Origin of the sequence: Streptomyces puniciscabiei, from assembly GCF_006715785.1 — a bacterium.
GTDB classification, from domain to species: domain Bacteria; phylum Actinomycetota; class Actinomycetes; order Streptomycetales; family Streptomycetaceae; genus Streptomyces; species Streptomyces puniciscabiei.
In genome coordinates this window covers 400,364-417,289 of the sequence record NZ_VFNX01000003.1, presented here as the reverse complement: position 1 = coordinate 417,289, position 16,926 = coordinate 400,364, and the positions used below count along the sequence as shown (strand labels likewise).

Below are 16,926 nucleotides of genomic sequence, written 5' to 3'. Positions count from 1 at the left end.
GGGAACGGCGCGGGGGGTCACAGAACGCGCAGGGTCCAGCTCCAGCGATGGACGCCCGCCTGGATGCGGTACTCGGGGAAGGTGTCCGGGCCGCACGACGCCGTGCCCAGCCCTCGGTGCGCCGCGTCGATGTGCACCACGCACCCGGAACGCGGCACCAGTTCGTCGTGGTGCGCCGCGGCCGTCAGGTCCTCGGCGCGATGCCGGGTGACCGAGACCTGCCGTGGCTCGTCCAGCTCGACCGCGAGACCGGTCGCGTCCGGCGCCGACAGCGTGAACCGCCGTACACCGTGCCGGCCGCCGCTCTCCTGCGGACGCAGATAGGGGGTGAACAAGGCGTCGACGGGGAGGGAGTGGTGGCCGACGGGCGCGCCCGCGCAGCGGTCGGGATACGACTCCCAGGGCCCCTGCCCGAACCACTCCAGCAGGTCCAGGCCCCCCGCCGTCTCGAAGACCGTGCCGACCCGGGCCACGTCGTCGAACTCCTGCGGCAGCTCGGCCTCCTCGTCGATGCGGATGCCGCCCTCGACAGGCGTGCACACCTGCCGGTGCCGTACGACCCCGACCGTGCCGGCGTACTCGGCGTCCACGGTCACCCGGCCGTGCTCCTGCCGTACCGACACGACCTTGCGGACCAGCGAGTCGAGTCCCCAGGTCCGCCAGCGCCGCGCCATGCCGCCCAGCTCGTCGTTGTCGGTGGGCGCCCGCCACAGCGACAGCGTCGGTGCCGCCGTCAGCAGCGGGTGCACGAGCAGGCCCTCGCCGTCGACCTCGACGTGCCCCTCCGCCGGCACGTCGGCCACCACGGCGGGCCCGCGCAGCCGCACCTGCGGTACGCACACCTCGGTGCCGCGCGGCGCCCACGGCTGCTCCTCGGCCACGGTCACCCGCAGGGTCAGCCAGGCCTCGCCGCCGTCGCGCGGCACCTCGAAGGGCAGCGGCACCGCGGCCGTCTGGCCGGGACGCAGGTCGGGCAGCTCGGCCGGCGCGGTCAGCCTCCTGCCGTCGGCCAGCACCAGCTCCCACTCGCCGGCCAGCCAGTCCAGGCCGCGGAAGTGCTGGTGGTTGCCGAGCACGATGCCCTCGTGCTTGTAGCACTCGATGCGTACGGGCGCCGCGATCTCCCGGTGCTCGTACAGCGCGGGCTTCGGGGTGCGGTCGGGGAAGACGACGCCGTCGGCGACGAACGCGCCGTCGTGGACCGTCTCGCCGAAGTCGCCGCCGTAGGCCCAGCGGTGGCCGGGTGCGGTGACACCGTTGTCGTACAGCCCGGCGCCCGCGCGCCCGGCGGGTCTGCCGTCGCTCACGCGTTGCAGAATCCCGTGGTCCCAGAACTCCCAGATGAACCCGCCCTGAAGACCCGGCGTGGACTCGATGGCCGCCCAATGGTCCGCCAGCGTGCCGTTGCTGTTGCCCATCGCGTGGGAGTACTCGCACTGGACGAGGGGTCTGGTCTGCCGCCCGGACAGCGCGTGGGCGACGCAGTCCTCGATCGGCGCGTACATCGGACAGGCGATGTCGGAGACGTCGTCCGTCGCGGCCCAGTCGAGCTTGGCGGCCCCCTCGTACTGGATGGGCCGGGTCGGGTCGTGCCGACGCAGCCAGCCCGCCGCCGCGTCGTGGTTCGCGCCGTAGTCGGACTCGTTGCCCAGCGACCAGATGATGACCGACGGGTGGTTCTTGTCCCGCAGCACCATCCGCGAGACCCGGTCCACGAAGGCGTTGAGATAGCGCGGGTCGTCGGCGATCTCGTGGGCGTGGTCGTGGGACTCGATGTCGGCCTCGTCGACGACGTAGAGGCCCAGCTCGTCGGCGAGGTCGTACAGGGCCGGGTCGCCCGGGTAGTGGGAGGTGCGGATCGCGTTGAAGCCGAATCGTTTGAGCAGGACCAGGTCCGCGCGCATGTCCTCGTACGACACCGTGCGGCCCGTCAGCGGGTGGAAGTCGTGCCGGTTGACACCCCGGATGAACACCCGCTCGCCGTTGACGAGCAGGTCCCGGCCGGCGATCCCGACGTCGCGGAAGCCGATGCGGTGCCGCGAGGTGTCGGCGACGGTTCCGTCCGGGCGGTGCAGGCGGACGGTGAGGTCGTACAGCTCGGGCGTCTCGGCGTTCCAGGTGCGCACGTGCGGGACGGTGGTGCGCAGACGGGCCTCGCCGAGGAAGTCGGAGACGCGCTCGTCCTCGATGGCGGCGCGGTCGAACTCGCCGTCCTGGAGCAGGAGTTCACCCTCCAGCTCGCCGCTGACGTACCACCCCCCGGGGAGCGCACCGCGGGCGTGACGCACCCGGCAGTCCACGCGCAGCTCTCCGTTGTACCCGGCCCGCACGGTCACGTCGGCCAGGTGCAGCGGGTCGGTCGCGTACAGCAGCACCGAGCGGGTGATCCCGCCGTGCCACCACTGGTCCTGGTCCTCGATGTGCGAGGCGTCCGACCACTTCATGACGGTCAGCCGTACGACCGACCGCTCACCGGCGCGCACCACCTCCGTCAGATCGAACTCGGCGGCCAGGTGGGAGTCCTTGGAGACGCCGACGGGCCGCCCGTCCACGTACACGAGGAGCACGCTCTCGGCGGCCCCGACCCGCAGCACGATCCGTCGCCCGGCCCACTCGCCGGGCACGTCCACCGCACGCTCGTACACGCCCGTCGGGTTGGCCGCGGGCGAGCCGGGCGGGAAGTCGGCGAACGGCATGCGGACGTTGGTGTACCGCGGCGGGTCGCCGGTGTCCTGCAGGGTCCAGGCGCCGGGGACGTGCGCCGAGGACCACGCATCGCCGACCGGCGCGTCCGGCGTGGGCAGCAACTGGAAGCGCCAGTCGCCGTCCAGGGGGAGTGCGCCGGAGCGCCGGTCGACGGCGTTCATGGGCAGGCGGCCCCACGAGGTCAGCTCGGGTGTCCGCCAGGGGCTGAGGGCGGAGAGGGGATCCGTCAACGGATGGCCCCCTTGCCGAGGTCGCCGATGATCTGCTTGGCGCCGATCGCGAAGACGATCAGCAGCGGGACGAGGGCGAGCAGGGCACCGGTCATGACCATGCCGTAGTCGGTGGTGCCGTGGACGCCGTTGAGCTGGGACAGCGCCACCTGGAGGGTGACGTTGTCGGGGTTGGTGAGGGCGACCAGGGGCCAGGCGTAGTCGTTCCACTGGCCCATGAAGGTGAAGATGCCGAGGAAGGCCAGGCCCGGCCGGACGACCGGCAGTGCCACGTGCCAGTACTGGCGCAGGAAGTTCGCGCCGTCGATCCGGGAGGCGTCCAGCAGTTCGTCGTGGATCGCGCTCCTCATGTACTGGCGCATCCAGAAGATGCCGAAGGCGTTCGCCGCCGCCGGCACGATCAGCGCCGTCATGGAGCCGATCCAGCCGATCTTCGCCATCATCACGAACTGCGGGATGATCGCCAGCTGCGTCGGCACCATGAAGATCAGCATCAGCAGGGCGAACAGCGGCCTGCGGCCCGGGAAGTCGAACTTCGCGAAGACGAACGCGGCCAGCGAGTCGAAGAACAGGACCAGGAAGGTCACCGCCGACGCCACCAGCAGCGAGTTGAGCATCGAGCCGAAGAAGTCGACGTTGTCGAAGAGGCTGCGGACGTTCCGCAGGAAGTGCGAGCCCGGCAGCAGCTTGGGCGGGTAGGAGAAGATCTCGGTCGACGTGTGCGTCGACATGATCACGGCCCAGTAGAACGGGAAGGCCGACAGCAGCAGCCCGACGACGAGCACGGCGTGCAGCGCGATGCCCCGGCCGCGGGTTCCCTTGATGCCCCCGGGCCGCTTGGTGTCCTGGAGGGATGCCATGGCGTTCAGGCCTCCTGGTCTTCGCCCCGGCGCCGCACCAGGCGCCAGTTGATGATCGAGAAGATGACGACGACGAGGAAGATCCCCCACGCCACGGCGGCGCCGTAACCGAAGTCGTTGTTGTCGAAGGTCTGCTGGAAGAAGTAGAGGACCATCGTCCGGCCCGCGTGACCCGGGCCGCCGGAGAACGTCGAGTCGTTGGAGGTGTTCTGCAGCAGCACCTGCGCCTCGGTGAAGCTCTGCAGACCGGTGACCGTCGAGACCACGAGCACGAAGAGCAGGGTCGGCCGCAGCATGGGCAGCGTGATCCGGAAGAACGTCTGCACGGGACCCGCACCGTCCACCCGCGCCGCCTCGTACAACTCGCTCGGAACGGTCTGCAGGCCGGCGAGGAAGATGATCGCGTTGTAGCCGGTCCACTGCCAGGTCATCAGCGTCGCGATGGCGACCTTGATGCCCCACGGGGTGTTCAGCCACGCCACCTGGTCCAGCCCCACGGCCTGCAACAGGGCGTTCACCAGGCCGAAGTTGGTGGAGAAGACCGAGCCGAAGACGATCGCGACGGCGACGACCGAGGTCACGTTCGGCAGGAAGTACGCGAAGCGGTAGACGTTCTTGAAGCGGACCGCCGAGTTGAGCATCACGGCCGTGACCATCGCCAGGAAGATCATGGGGAAGGTCGCGAGCGTCCAGATGACGATCGTGTTCCCGATCGAACTCCAGAAGTCGCTGTCGCTCAGCAGGTACCGGTACTGCGACAGACCCGCCCACTCCATCGGGCCGAGGCCGTCCCAGCGGTGGAACGACAGGTAGAGCGAGAAGCCGACGGGGACCAGGCCGAAGGCGAGGAAGAGCAGATAGAACGGGGAGATCGCGGCGTAGAGGTGCCAGTACGTGCGGAACCCCGTGCGGGGTCGGGCGGCCGCTGTCCGTTCCGCGACGACGGGGGGCTGGGGCTTCTCCAGCGCGGTGGCCATCAGTAGTTCACCCCCAGGTGCTTCGCGATGCGCCGGCACTTGCTCATGGCGTCACTCCAGGCGTTGTCCGGGTTCTTGCCGAGGACGCCGACGTTCTTGATCTCGTCCTTGATGGGCTGCCCGAGCGCCACGTCGTACGGGCTGTTGTAAGCCACCGCGATCTTCTGCGCGGCCGGACCGAAGACGTCCGTCGTCACCTGGCCGCCGAAGAACGGGTCGGGCTCGCGCAGCTGCGGCAGGCCGTAGGAGGCGGGTGTGGAGGGGAACAGGCCCGCGTCGACGTAGCCCGAGGCCTGGTTGGCCGCGTCGAGCATCCACGCGATGATCTCGAAGGCCCGCTCGGGCTCCCGGCACGCCTTGGTGATCGACAGGAACGAGCCGCCGTTGTTGGAGGGCCGTACCGGCATGTCGGCGATCCGCCACCTGCCCTTGGTCTTCGGGTTGCCGTTCTTGATGTCGTACGTCGCCCAGGACGCGCCGAGCTGGCTGGGGAGCCTGCCGTCGTCCACGGCGGAGATCTGGTCCGGGGTGCCGGTGACGAGGTTCGAGACGATCCCGCGCCGCTTGGCCTCCACGGCCAGCGCCCAGGCGTGGCGCACATGCTCCTGGTCGCCGATGAAATTGCGGTCCTTGTCGACGTACCGTTTGCCGCCCTGCTGCACCACGTTCTCGAACACGCTGTTGACGTCGGTGAGCAGCGAGGTCCCCGGGATCCGCTTGCGCAGTCGCTCGCCCGCCGTGAAGAACTTCTCCCAGGTGTTCAACTCCCTGGAGACGTCGGCCGGTTCGTACGGCAGTCCCGCCTTCCGGAACACCGGGTACTGGTAGAAGTGCGCCACCGGCCCGCAGTCGATCGGAAAGCCGACCATCGTGCCGTCGTCGGCGATGCCCTGCTCCCACTTCCAGGTCAGGTACCGGCTCTTGTACTTCTCCGCCCCGAGGCTGCGCAGATCCACGAACTGGTCGGCGTCGGGCAGGTAGGACGCCATGTCCTCGCCCTTGAGGCCCGCGATGTCGGGGATGCGGGCACGGCCGGCCAGCGTGGTGATCAGCTTGGAGCGGTAGTAGCCGCCGACCTTGATCGCCCGGAGGTCGACCGAGGAGCGGTAGCGGGACTCGGCCTTCTTCAGGACGGTGTCGCCGAGGCCGCCGTCCCAGTACCACAGGACCATGTTCCGGCCGGTCGAGCCGGTCGGTACGGCACAGCCGGACGTCAGCCCGCCGAGGGTCGTGGCGGCCGTACCGGCCAGGCCCGCGCGCAGCAGGCCTCTTCGTGAGAGCCGCACAGCTCCCACCGCCTTTCGGATCTTCACGGGACTTGGCATGCGAACGAGGGGGGTGGGTCAGTGCGGCCGCGCGGGCGGGGTCACGGGGGCGCGGCGGACCGGCGGGCCGACGTCCGCCGGGAGCCGGTCCGCGAGGAAGCCGTACGCGCGCCTCAGACCGGGTTCGGTCACGGAGCGCCACCAGCGGTCGACGCCGTACCAGCCGGGGGCGGCGAGCGCGCCGCCGTGGTGGCGGACGGACAGTCCGGCGGCGAGGACGGCGAACCGCAGCCGCTCGGCCAGCGGCCAGCCGCCCAGCGAGGCCGCCACGAAGCTCGCGCCGAACACGTCGCCGGCGCCCGTCGCGTCCAGCACGTCCACGTCGAGGGCCGGGGCCTCCGCGTACTCGCCGGTCGTCTGGTCGACGGCCATCGCCCCGTCTCCGCCCCGGGTGACCACGGCCACGGGGACCAGCTCGGCGAGCGCGGCGAGGGCGGCCCGCGCGCTGTCGGTGCGGGTGTAGGCCATCGCCTCGTTCTCGTTGGGGAGGAAGGCGTGGCACAGATTCAGCTGGTCGAGGAGGTCGGCGGACCATTCCTGGGTGGGATCCCAGCCGACGTCGGCGTAGACGCGGGTGCCGTGCGCGGCGGCCTTGGCGAGCCACTCGCGGGGCTCGGCCTCCAGGTGCACGAGGGCGGTGCGCGCCTGGGGCGGGTCGCCCATCAGCGCGTCCTGCGAGTACGGCGGCTCCTGGCCGTGGGTCACCAGGGCCCGGTCGTGGCCGGTGGCGAGCGCGACGGTGACGGGGGTGGGCCAGCCGTCGGCGGTGCGGGAGAGCGAGAGGTCGACGTCCTCCTGGTCGCCCAGGACTTGACGGCAGTACACGCCGTAGAAGTCGTCCCCGAAGACGGTGGCCAGCGAGGTGCGCAGACCGAAGCGTGACGCGGCCACCGCGAGGTTCGCGATACCGCCCGGGCCGCAGCCCATGCCGGCCGTCCATGTCTCCTCGCCGGGCGTCGGCGGCTTCCCGAGCCCCGTGAGGACGAGGTCGTAGAAGAGCAGCCCGGTCAGGAGCACGTCGGGCCTGTCGTCGTCCACGCGCACGCCTCTCGTCAAACCTCGTCATTTTCGATGACGGGAATCGTGCGCCGCCGGGGGAGATTGGTCAATAGCCGAGCAGAACTGAGCATAGAAATGATTGAAGATGACGAGTAGTGTTCATGGCGTGCTGGCAGAACGACGACACCAACTCATCCTGCGGGCCCTGCGCTCCGGCGGCCCCGCGTCCGTGACCGACCTCTCCGAGCAGCTGGGTGTGAGCCCCGCGACGGTCCGGCGCGACCTGGTCAAGCTGGAGGAGGACGGTCTGCTCACGCGGGTGCACGGCGGTGCGGTCGTCGAGGAGGGCGACCAGCCCTTCGCCGAGGTCGCCGAGGTGCGCGTGGCCGAGAAGGACGCGATAGCGGCGCGTGCGGCGGCGATGGTCCGCGACGGCCAGTCGGTGCTGCTCGACATCGGCACCACCGCCTACCGGCTGGCCCGCCAGCTCCACGGCCGCCGCCTCACCGTGATCACCAGCAACCTGGTGGTCTACGAGGAGCTCGCCGAGGACGAGGGCATCGAGCTGGTGCTGCTCGGCGGCATGGTCCGCCGCGAGTACCGCTCCCTGGTCGGCTTCCTCACCGAGGACAACCTGCGTCAGCTGCACGCGGACTGGCTCTTCCTCGGCACCAGCGGTGTGCGCCCGGGCGGGCAGGTGATGGACACGACGGTCGTGGAGGTGCCCGTGAAGCGGGCCATGATCAAGGCCGGCGACAAGGTCGTCCTGCTGGCCGACTCCGCCAAGTTCCCGGGTACGGGCATGGCGAGAGTCTGCGGTCCCGAGGAGCTGGACGTGGTGGTGACGGACGCGCCGGTCGACCCGGTGACCCGCTCCTCGCTTCAGGAGGCGGGCGTCGAGGTGGTCCTGGCGGGAAAGGTACAGGCGTGAAGCTGACGATTCTGGGCGGCGGCGGGTTCCGGGTGCCGCTCGTGTACGGCGCCTTGCTGGGCGACCGCGGCGAGGGGCGGGTCACCGAGGTCGTGCTGCACGACCTGGACGCCGGCCGGCTGTCCGCGGTGACCCGCGTCCTCGCCGAGCAGGCCGCCGGCGCCGAGGACGCTCCCCGGGTGACCGCCACGACCGACCTCGACGAGGCCCTGCGCGGCGCCGACTTCGTCTTCTCGGCGATCCGCGTCGGCGGCCTGGAGGGCAGGGCGAACGACGAGCGCGTGGCCCTGGCCGAGGGCGTGCTCGGCCAGGAGACGGTCGGCGCGGGTGGCATCGCCTACGGCCTCAGGACCGTCCCCGTCGCCGTCGACATCGCGCGCCGGGTCGCCCGGCTCGCCCCGGACGCCTGGGTCATCAACTTCACCAACCCGGCAGGTCTTGTCACCGAGGCCATGTCCCGCCACCTGGGCGACCGCGTCATCGGCATCTGCGACTCACCGGTCGGCCTCGGCCGCCGTATCGCCCGTGTGCTCGGTGCCGACCCGAAGGAGGCCTGGATCGACTACGTCGGCCTCAACCACCTCGGCTGGGTCCGCGGACTGCGCATCGCCGGCCGCGACGAACTCCCGCGCCTGCTCGCCGACCCCGACCTGCTCGGCTCCTTCGAGGAGGGCAAGCTCTTCGGCGTCGACTGGCTGCAGTCGCTCGGGGCGATCCCGAACGAGTACCTGCACTACTACTACTTCAACCGCGAGGCCGTCCGCGCATACAGGAGCGGCGCCCCAACACGCGGGGCCTTCCTGCGCGACCAGCAGGCCCGCTTCTACGAGGAGGCCGTCCGCGCCGGCGTGTCGGCCCTCGAGGCCTGGGACCGCACCCGGGCCGAGCGCGAGGCGACGTACATGGCGGAGAACCGGGAGACGGCCGGCGCCGGCGAGCGCGAGGCCGACGACCTCTCCGGCGGCTACGAGAAGGTCGCCCTGGCCCTGATGCGGGCCATCGCCCGCGACGAGCGCACGACCCTCATCCTGAACGTCCGCAATCGGCGCACCCTGTCGGTCCTGGACACGGACGCCGTCATCGAGGTGCCCTGCCTGGTCGACGCCAACGGCGCCCACCCGGTCGCCGCAGACCCGCTGCCCGGTCACGCCACCGGCCTGGTCTGCGCGGTGAAGGCGGTCGAGCGCGAGGTGCTCGCCGCCGCCGAGTCGGGCTCCCGTGCGACGGCCGTGAAGGCCTTCGCGCTGCACCCCCTGGTCGACTCCGTGAACGTGGCCCGTCGGCTGGTCGAGGGGTACATCGAGGTCCATCCGGGCCTCGCGTACCTTGGGTGAACGCCCGTCGGAAAGCGCTTGCTGGCCCGCTTGCCCACCGCTTGCTCCCCCGCACTGGAGACCCCTGATGCACGACGAACGCCGCAGGATCGAGGAGCGCGCCGAGCGTCTCCACCACCAGCGCATCAAGCCCGCCATCTACGCGGCCACCACACCCCTCGCGGTCGAGGCCTGGCAGGCGCCGGGCGAGCCGGTGCCCTTCGCCGAGGCCGCCGCCGCGCCGTACGAGCCCTTCGCGATGGACACCCCCTGGGGGCCGCCCTGGGGCACGACCTGGTTCCGGATGAGCGGACGGGTGCCCGCGGAGTGGGCCGGCAGGCGCGTCGAGGCGGTCATCGACCTCGGCTTCGTCGGCGACTGGCCCGGCAACCAGGCCGAGGCCCTGGTCCACCTCACCGACGGGACCCCGCTGAAGGCGGTCAACCCGCTCAACCAGTACGTGCCGGTCGCCAACCCCGCGGACGGCGGCGAGGCCGTGCACTACCTGGTCGAGGCCGCCTCCAACCCGGACATCCTGGCAGGCGGCTTCGCGGCGCCGACTCCGCTCGGCGACGTCCTGACCGCCGGCGACAGGCCGCTGTACACCTTCAGGCGCGCCGACCTCGCCGTCCTCGACGAGGAGGTCTGGCACCTGGACCTCGACCTCCAGGTGCTGCGCGAGCTGATGGTGGAACTCGGCGAGCACGAGCCGCGCCGGCACGAGATCCTGCACGCGCTGGACCGCGCCCTCGACCTGCTGGACCTGGACGACATCGCCGGTTCGGCCCCTGCGGTACGGCAATCCCTGAAGCCGGTGCTGTCCAGGCCCGCCCACGCCAGCGCGCACATCATCTCCGGCGTCGGCCACGCGCACATCGACTCGGCGTGGCTGTGGCCCATCCGCGAGACCAAGCGCAAGACGTCCCGGACGTTCTCGAACGTGACGTCCCTGGCCGACGAGTACGAGGATTTCGTCTTCGCGTGCTCACAGGCCCAGCAGTACGAGTGGGTGCGCGACCACTACCCGCGGGTGTGGGAGCGGATCAAGAAGTCCGTCGAGAAGGGCCAGTGGGCGCCCGTCGGCGGCATGTGGGTGGAGGCCGACGGCAACCTGCCCGGCGGCGAGGCCGTCGCCCGCCAGCTGATCCACGGCAAGCGGTTCTTCATCGAGCACTTCGGCGTCGAGACCAAGGGCGTCTGGCTGCCCGACTCCTTCGGCTACAGCGCCGCCTACCCGCAGCTGGCCAAGCTCGCGGGCAACGACTGGTTCCTCACGCAGAAGATCTCCTGGAACCAGACCAACAGGTTCCCCCACCACACCTTCTGGTGGGAGGGCATCGACGGCACGCGCATCTTCACGCACTTCCCGCCGGTCGACACCTACAACGCCCGCTTCAGCGGCGAGGAGATGTCCCGCGCGGTGCGCAACTACGCCGAGAAGGGCGGCGCCACCCGCTCCCTGGCCCCGTTCGGCTGGGGCGACGGCGGCGGCGGCCCCACCCGCGAGATCATGGAGCGGGCAAGGCGCCTGAGGGACCTGGAGGGCTCGCCCAAGGTCGTCGTCGAGCACCCGGACGCGTTCTTCGCCAAGGCCCGCGAGGAGTACCCGGACGCCCCGGTGTGGGTCGGCGAGCTGTACCTGGAGCTGCACCGGGCCACGTACACCTCCCAGGCCCGCACCAAGCAGGGCAACCGCCGCTCCGAACACCGCCTGCGCGAGGCCGAGTTGTGGGCGACGACGGCCGCGCTGCACGCGCCGGGCTACGCCTACCCGTACGAGAAGCTCGACCGCCTGTGGAAGACGGTGCTGCTGCACCAGTTCCACGACATCCTGCCGGGCTCCTCGATCGCCTGGGTGCACCGTGAGGCGGAGGCCGAGTACGCCCGGGTCGCGAGGGAGGTGGAGGAGCTGACGGCCGAAGCGGTGGCCGCGCTCGGCGACGGCGGGACCCGCGTGTTCAACACCAGCCCGTTCGACCGCGCCGAGGTGATCCGCACGGCGGCGGGCGCACCGGCCTACGTGGAGGTACCCGCGAGCGGCAGCGCCCCCCTGACGGGCGCCGAGCCCCCGCACCCGGTGACGGTCGACGGGCGGGTCCTCGACAACGGCCTGGTCCGCGTGGAGGTCGCCGCGGACGGCACCCTGTCCTCCGTGGTCGACCTGCGCGCGAACCGCGAAGTCCTCGCAGGCCAGGGCAACCTGCTGCGCCTGCACACGGACCTCCCGAACTACTGGGACGCCTGGGACATCGACAAGCACTACAAGAACCGCTACACGGACCTGTTGGAGGCCTCGGAGATCGAGATCGTCGACCAGGACCCGCTGCTCGGCTCGATCCGCGTCTCACGCTCCTTCGGCAAGGGCTCGACGATCACCCAGACGATCACGCTCCGCGCCGGCAGCCCCCGCATCGACTTCGAGACCGACATCGACTGGCACGAGGCCGAGAAGATCCTCAAGGCCGGCTTCCCGGTGGACATCCGGGCCCCGCACTCCTGCGCGGAGATCGCCTACGGCCACGTCCAGCGCCCGACGCACACCAACACCAGCTGGGAGGCGGCCCGTTTCGAGGTCTCCGGCCACCGCTGGGTGCACATCGCCGAGCCCGGCTACGGCGTCGCGGTCCTCAACGACTCCACCTACGGCCACGACGTCTCCCGCACGGTCCGCGAGGACGGCGGGACGACGACCACGGTCCGCCTCAGCCTGGTGCGCGCCCCGCGCATCCCGGACCCCGGGGCCGACCAGGGCCGCCACCGCTTCACCTACTCCCTGCTCCCCGGCGCGAGCATCGAGGACGCCGTCGCCGAGGGCTACGCCCTCAACCTCCCCCTGCGGACGGCGGATTCGGCGGGCGAGCCCGAGCCGGTCGTCTCCGTGGACGGGGCGGGCGTGACCGTCGAGGCGGTCAAGCTCGCCGACGACGCGTCGGGCGACGTGGTCGTACGGCTCTACGAGTCGCGCGGCGGCCGGGCCCGGGGCGTCCTGCGGACCGGCTTCCCGCTCGCGGGCGCATCGGTCACCGACCTGCTGGAGCGCCCGCTGCAGGAGGCCGAGGTGGCCGACGGGGGTGTGCCCGTGGAGCTGCGGCCCTTCCAGATCCTCACGCTCCGGCTGCGCAGGGGCTGACCCCGTGCCCATGCAACCCTGGTTCACCGACGCCAAGCTGGGCATCTTCGTCCACTGGGGCATCTACGCCGTCGACGGCGTCCAGGAGTCCTGGTCGTTCTACGACGGCGTCGTCCCGCACGAGAGGTACATGTCCCAGCTGGAGCGATTCACGGGCGCCCGGTACGACCCGAAGGCGTGGGCGGACCTGTTCGCCCGCGCCGGCGCCCGGTACGCCGTCCTGACCAGCCGCCACCATGACGGGGTCGCCCTGTGGGACACCCGGTACGGCGACCTCAACCTCGGCAAGGACTACATCGGCCCCTACGCCGAGGCCCTGCGCGAGAGGGGCCTGAAGGTCGGCCTCTACTACTCGCACTCCGACTGGAACCACCCCGACTACGCCTCGACGCGCAAACCGGGCCGCCCACCGGAGCTGGCGGACAACCGCTACTCCGAGGTCGCCGCCGAGGAGGAGGACCTTCAGGCCTGGGAGCGTTTCCTCGCCTACCGGGACGGCCAGATCCGCGAGCTGGCCTCCCGCTACCGGCCCGACCTGATGTGGTTCGACGGCGAGTGGGACCGCAGCGAGGAGCAGTGGCGCATCCCCGAACTCGCCGCTCTCGTCCGGTCGTACGTGCCCGACGTCGTCTTCAACGCGCGCATGCTCGGCGAGGGCGACTACGCCACCCCCGAGCAGGGTGCTCCCCTCGTGCCGCCGGACGGCCCCTGGGAGCTGTGCCTCACGATCAACGACTCGTGGGGCTACCAGCACCACGACCACAACCACAAGTCGGTGTCGCAGCTGATCCGCTACTTCACCGAGACCATCGGCGGGGGCGGCAACCTGCTCCTCGACGTCGGCCCCATGGAGGACGGCACCATCCCGCAGCCGCAGGCCGAGCGCCTGGAAGCGCTGGGGGAGTGGATCCGCGGGCACGCGGAGGCGGTGTACGGCACGGTCCGCGGCCTGCCCGCCGGGCACCACTACGGCCCCAGCACCCTCTCCGCCGACCGCCGTACCCTCTACCTCACCCTGTTCGACATCCCGCGCGCCGAGATCGGCGTCCGGGGCCTGGCGACGGCGGTCCGCAGGGTCACCGTGCTCGGCACCGGCACCGAACTGGGCCACCGGGTGACCGGCGGCCTGCACGAGGCGGTCGGCGTGCTGTGGATCGACCCGCCGGCCGCGGCGGACCTCGACCCGTACGCCACCGTGCTGGCCGTGGAACTCGACGGGGAGCTGGAGCTGTACCGCGGTTCGGGCCGGTTCTGATCCGGGGGTCGCCGCGCGGGGGTGCCCGGTCTGGGCACCCCCGCGCGCTCGACCGTACGGATCAGCCGGTGAACCCGGCCGTGATCGAGGTGAACTGCCAGTTGTTCTGGCTGATGCCGGAGCAGTTGCTCACCACACCGCCGCCCGCGCACGGCCGGTCCCGGTTGACCGCCCAGAAGGCGAGCCGCGCGATGTGGTGGGAGTTCGCCCAGTCGCGGATCTGGGTCCAGATCGCCGGGGTGGTCGTCTCCTGCTGGTCGGACAGGCCGTTCATGCCCGAGATGCCGATATGGGCGTAGGCGGTCGCGTCGTCCCAGCCGAAGGTCGACTTCAGCTTGTTCTTCAGGCCCTCCGCGGCGTTGACGGTGTTGCCGTACATGTCCGAGCCACCGCCGAAGTCGAACGGCATGATCGTGAACACGTCGATGTTCGCGCCGAGCGACTGCGCCTGCTCGATCAGCCGGTTGCCGTAGTACGTCGGCCCGGTGGTCGAGGTGCCGAAGGTGACGATGGTCCTCAGGCCGGGGTTGTTGGCCTTGACCGTCTTCAGCGCGGTGAGGATCTTCGCCTGCACGGCCTCGTTCTCGAACTCGTCCGTGTTCTCGATGTCCATGTCGACGGCCTTCAGGCCGTAGGCGTCGATCACCTTCTGGATGGCGCCGGCGAGCGCGGCGGCCGAGGAGCAGTTGGCGCCGAGCTTGCTGCCCTGCCAGCCGCCGAAGGACGGCACGATGTCACCGCCGGCGGACCGGACGGCGTTGATCGCGCTCTGGTCGGCGCCGCCGGTGAGCGGCCGGCTGCCGTCCCAGGCCGGGGTGCAGCCGCCGGAGTCCAGCACGAACGCCATGGTGAACCACTTGATGCCGGTCGCGCTCATCACCGTCGTCGGGCTCGGCGGGTCACCCCAGCCCTCGTACAGATACGGTGCGGCCTGCTTGAACCCGGTGCCGCCGCCGCTGCCCGCGTTCGTGGTCACGGAGACGGCGTTGGAGGCGGCCGAGACGTTCCCGGCCGCGTCGTGCGCCTTCACCGTGAAGGTGTACGACGTGCTGGGCGACAGCCCGCTGACCGTGGCGGACGTGCCGGAGACGGTCAGCACCTGGTTCGAGCCGCTGTAGATGTCGTATCCCGTCACGCCCACGTTGTCCGTGGCGGCGTTCCACGACAGGGAAACGCTCGACGACGTCTTGCCGGTCGAGGCAAGGCCCGTCGGGGCGGAGGGCGCCTGGGTGTCACCGCCGCCCCCGCCGCCGCCCGGGCCGTCCAGGCCGATGTCGTCGGCCCAGTAGGTGCCCTGGGCGTACCAGCCGTGGACGTAGATGGTGGCGCTGGTCTGCGAGGCACCGGTGGTGAAGGACATGCTCAACCGGCTGTACGCCGTCGGCGAGGTCGTCCAGGTCGAGGCGCCGCCGTTCACGCCCAGGTACACGTAACTGCCGCGTACCCAGCCGCTGAGGGTGTACGTCGTGTTCGGCTGCACGGCGACGGTCTGGCTGCACTGGGCGTTGTCGCTGTCCGTCACCGCCCCCTGCAGTGCCTTCGAGCCGCTGTGCACGGGGGAGGAGACGACCGAGCCGAGATTGCCGGTGCAGGTCCAGGGGGACAGGCCGCCGGACTCGAAGCCGGGGTTGGTGAGGAGGTTGGCCGCCTGGGCGGTGCCCGGAAGGGCGATGGCCCCGCCGATCGCCAGGGCGACGGAACCGAGGAGGGCGAGAAGCCGACGTCTGTGACGTCCGAGTGGATTGCGCACGCGATCTCCCTGTGGGGATGGGGTGTTCGGGAGTGCACGGCTGTGCGGAGGTGCGCCAATGAATTTGGTATGGACCAATCCTGCTGTCAAGGGGGCCCGCGCCCGAAGGGGCGCGGGGCTGTAGTGGATATGCGGCTCCGCCGCGCGGGCGCGAACAACCACGAACGACCCGCAGCCGGCGTACGACCTAAAGCGGCAGGACCTCCACCGCAGAAGCCGCCTGCGCAGGCAACACCGGAAGGGCGATCTCCGACTCCATCTCCGCCTCCCTCTGCCGCCGAAGCGCAGGCACGGGAAGCAGCGATCGCGGCCCCGCGACCACCGTGTAGTCCTGCCCCAGGAACGGCGGCTCGATCACCCCGGGATCCTCACCCAGCGCCAACTGCACGGCGGCCCAGGGCGCGTTCACCCCGCACAGCGACAGCTGGTGCAGGCCACCCGCGGGCCGCGTGTTGACGTCCATCAGTACCGGCCGGTCGCCGAGCATGCGGAACTGGATGTTGGACAGGTGGTGCAGCCCGAAGCCCTCCGCGATCAGCCGGGCCGGCTCCAGCCACCGCTCGTCCAGGGTGAAGCCCCTTCGCCGGCCGTTCTTGGTGCGGCCCACCGCGAGCCGCAGCCGGTTGTCGGGCCCCGTCAGGCAGTCGACCGACACCTCGGGCTGCTCCAGGCGCGGCATCACCAGCCAGTCCACCGGCTGCCCGGACCGCCGCAGTGCCTCGACGACGAGGTCCAGCTGGACGTACGGGCTCGGGAACCCCTCGAGGTGGCCGAGCGAGAACGGGGCGCGGGTGATCACCCGGAAGCCGACCCCGCCGGCCCCGGCGGCCGGCTTGAAGCACGCCTTGTGCCCGGATGCCTCCAACTCCTCGACAGCGGCGAGGAGTTCGTCGGCCGTCCGCACCCGCCACCACGGCGGCACCGGGACACCCACCGAGCGGACCGCCTCGTACGCGGTCGCCTTGTCCTCGAACACGGCCACCGCCTCGGGCGTCGGCGCCAGCAGCGCCGTACCCGCCGCGGCGAACTCCGCGCGGTGCCGCACGATCGCCGCCTGGTGCAGCCGGGGCACGAACACGTCGATGCCGCGCCGGGCGCACTGGTCGAGTGCGTACTCGACGTACGCGGCCGGGGACAGGCCCTCCGGTTCCAGGTCGGCGGTGTCGGCGGCGGCCAGGACGGGGGAGTCGGGATCCCCGTGCGTGGCGTGGATCTCCACCGCGCGATCGCTGGGATTTCTGCGCAGCTGATCCATGAAGAACACGTTCTCCGCGTACGTGCGGTTGAGCCAGACGCGTACGCGAGAGAGCATGCAGGCCGCCTTTCATGGTTTTCGGGCAGGGCTCAGCGGCCCGTGCCCGGGCAGGAGGAAGGAAGGGACGCCAAACAACCCCTGCGAAAAGGGAGATGGGGTGTTGGTGTCGGGGCGATCATACGGCTTTCAAAGGCC

11 protein-coding genes are annotated in these 16,926 nt (G+C 71.0%); 4 read left to right on the top strand and 7 right to left on the bottom strand.

Annotation, left to right across the window (positions count from 1 at the left end; genetic code table 11):
- Positions 1-17 precede the first annotated feature (17 nt).
- The 5 genes from FB563_RS37735 to FB563_RS37715 are packed head-to-tail and all read right to left on the bottom strand — an operon-like array spanning position 18 to position 7,136.
- Positions 18-2,936 carry a glycoside hydrolase family 2 TIM barrel-domain containing protein gene (locus FB563_RS37735; protein WP_055707121.1) on the bottom strand — a complete coding sequence of 973 codons (2,919 nt, stop codon included), beginning with the start codon at positions 2,934-2,936 and terminating at the stop codon, positions 18-20.
- On the bottom strand, positions 2,933-3,796 hold the full coding sequence (locus FB563_RS37730) for a carbohydrate ABC transporter permease (protein ID WP_055707122.1): 864 nt from the start codon (positions 3,794-3,796) through the stop codon (positions 2,933-2,935). Before FB563_RS37730 ends, FB563_RS37735 begins: the two co-directional genes overlap by 4 nt.
- A gap of 5 nt (positions 3,797-3,801) precedes the next feature.
- The gene (locus FB563_RS37725) at positions 3,802-4,773 is read right to left on the bottom strand and encodes a carbohydrate ABC transporter permease (RefSeq protein WP_055707123.1); all 972 of its coding nucleotides are present in this window, start codon (positions 4,771-4,773) and stop codon (positions 3,802-3,804) included.
- Positions 4,773-6,059: an ABC transporter substrate-binding protein gene (locus FB563_RS37720; protein ID WP_055707124.1), complete on the bottom strand. Its 1,287-nt coding sequence runs from the start codon at positions 6,057-6,059 to the stop codon at positions 4,773-4,775. The genes FB563_RS37725 and FB563_RS37720 overlap by 1 nt, the downstream gene beginning before the upstream one ends.
- A 57-nt stretch (positions 6,060-6,116) precedes the next feature.
- Entirely contained in the window at positions 6,117-7,136 is a 1,020-nt protein-coding gene (locus FB563_RS37715; protein ID WP_142219204.1) for a carbohydrate kinase family protein, read from the bottom strand.
- Positions 7,137-7,263: 127 nt separating this feature from the next.
- Between FB563_RS37715 and FB563_RS37710 the strand changes: the two genes are divergently transcribed.
- From FB563_RS37710 to FB563_RS37695, 4 genes are all read left to right on the top strand, one after another.
- Positions 7,264-8,028, top strand: a complete 765-nt coding sequence (locus FB563_RS37710; protein ID WP_055708716.1) for a DeoR/GlpR family DNA-binding transcription regulator — start codon at positions 7,264-7,266, stop codon at positions 8,026-8,028.
- Positions 8,025-9,362, top strand: a complete 1,338-nt coding sequence (locus tag FB563_RS37705; RefSeq protein ID WP_055708717.1) for a 6-phospho-beta-glucosidase — start codon at positions 8,025-8,027, stop codon at positions 9,360-9,362. The genes FB563_RS37710 and FB563_RS37705 overlap by 4 nt, the downstream gene beginning before the upstream one ends.
- A gap of 67 nt (positions 9,363-9,429) precedes the next feature.
- Positions 9,430-12,471 carry an alpha-mannosidase gene (locus FB563_RS37700; RefSeq protein WP_055708718.1) on the top strand — a complete coding sequence of 1,014 codons (3,042 nt, stop codon included), beginning with the start codon at positions 9,430-9,432 and terminating at the stop codon, positions 12,469-12,471.
- Between the two features lie 4 nt (positions 12,472-12,475).
- Complete coding sequence (locus tag FB563_RS37695; protein WP_199832946.1) at positions 12,476-13,726, top strand: alpha-L-fucosidase; 1,251 nt, start codon at positions 12,476-12,478, stop codon at positions 13,724-13,726.
- 61 nt (positions 13,727-13,787) lie between these two features.
- Here FB563_RS37695 and FB563_RS37690 read toward each other — a convergent pair whose 3' ends face one another.
- Together FB563_RS37690 and FB563_RS37685 are read right to left on the bottom strand one after the other, a co-directional pair.
- Positions 13,788-15,476, bottom strand: coding sequence for a carbohydrate binding domain-containing protein (locus FB563_RS37690; protein WP_055708720.1), 1,689 nt, complete (start codon positions 15,474-15,476; stop codon positions 13,788-13,790).
- 187 nt (positions 15,477-15,663) lie between these two features.
- The gene (locus FB563_RS37685) at positions 15,664-16,788 is read right to left on the bottom strand and encodes an ATP-grasp domain-containing protein (RefSeq protein WP_055708721.1); all 1,125 of its coding nucleotides are present in this window, start codon (positions 16,786-16,788) and stop codon (positions 15,664-15,666) included.
- Positions 16,789-16,926: the final 138 nt, after the last annotated feature.

Bases quoted from the DNA above. Each gene is read 5' to 3' on its own strand.
- FB563_RS37730 (WP_055707122.1), bottom strand. From the start codon at position 3,796: ATGGCATCCCTCCAGGACACCAAGCGGCCCGGGGGCATCAAGGGAACC.
- FB563_RS37725 (WP_055707123.1), bottom strand. From the start codon at position 4,773: ATGGCCACCGCGCTGGAGAAGCCCCAGCCCCCCGTCGTCGCGGAACGG.
- FB563_RS37700 (WP_055708718.1), top strand. From the start codon at position 9,430: ATGCACGACGAACGCCGCAGGATCGAGGAGCGCGCCGAGCGTCTCCAC.
- FB563_RS37685 (WP_055708721.1), bottom strand. From the start codon at position 16,788: ATGCTCTCTCGCGTACGCGTCTGGCTCAACCGCACGTACGCGGAGAAC.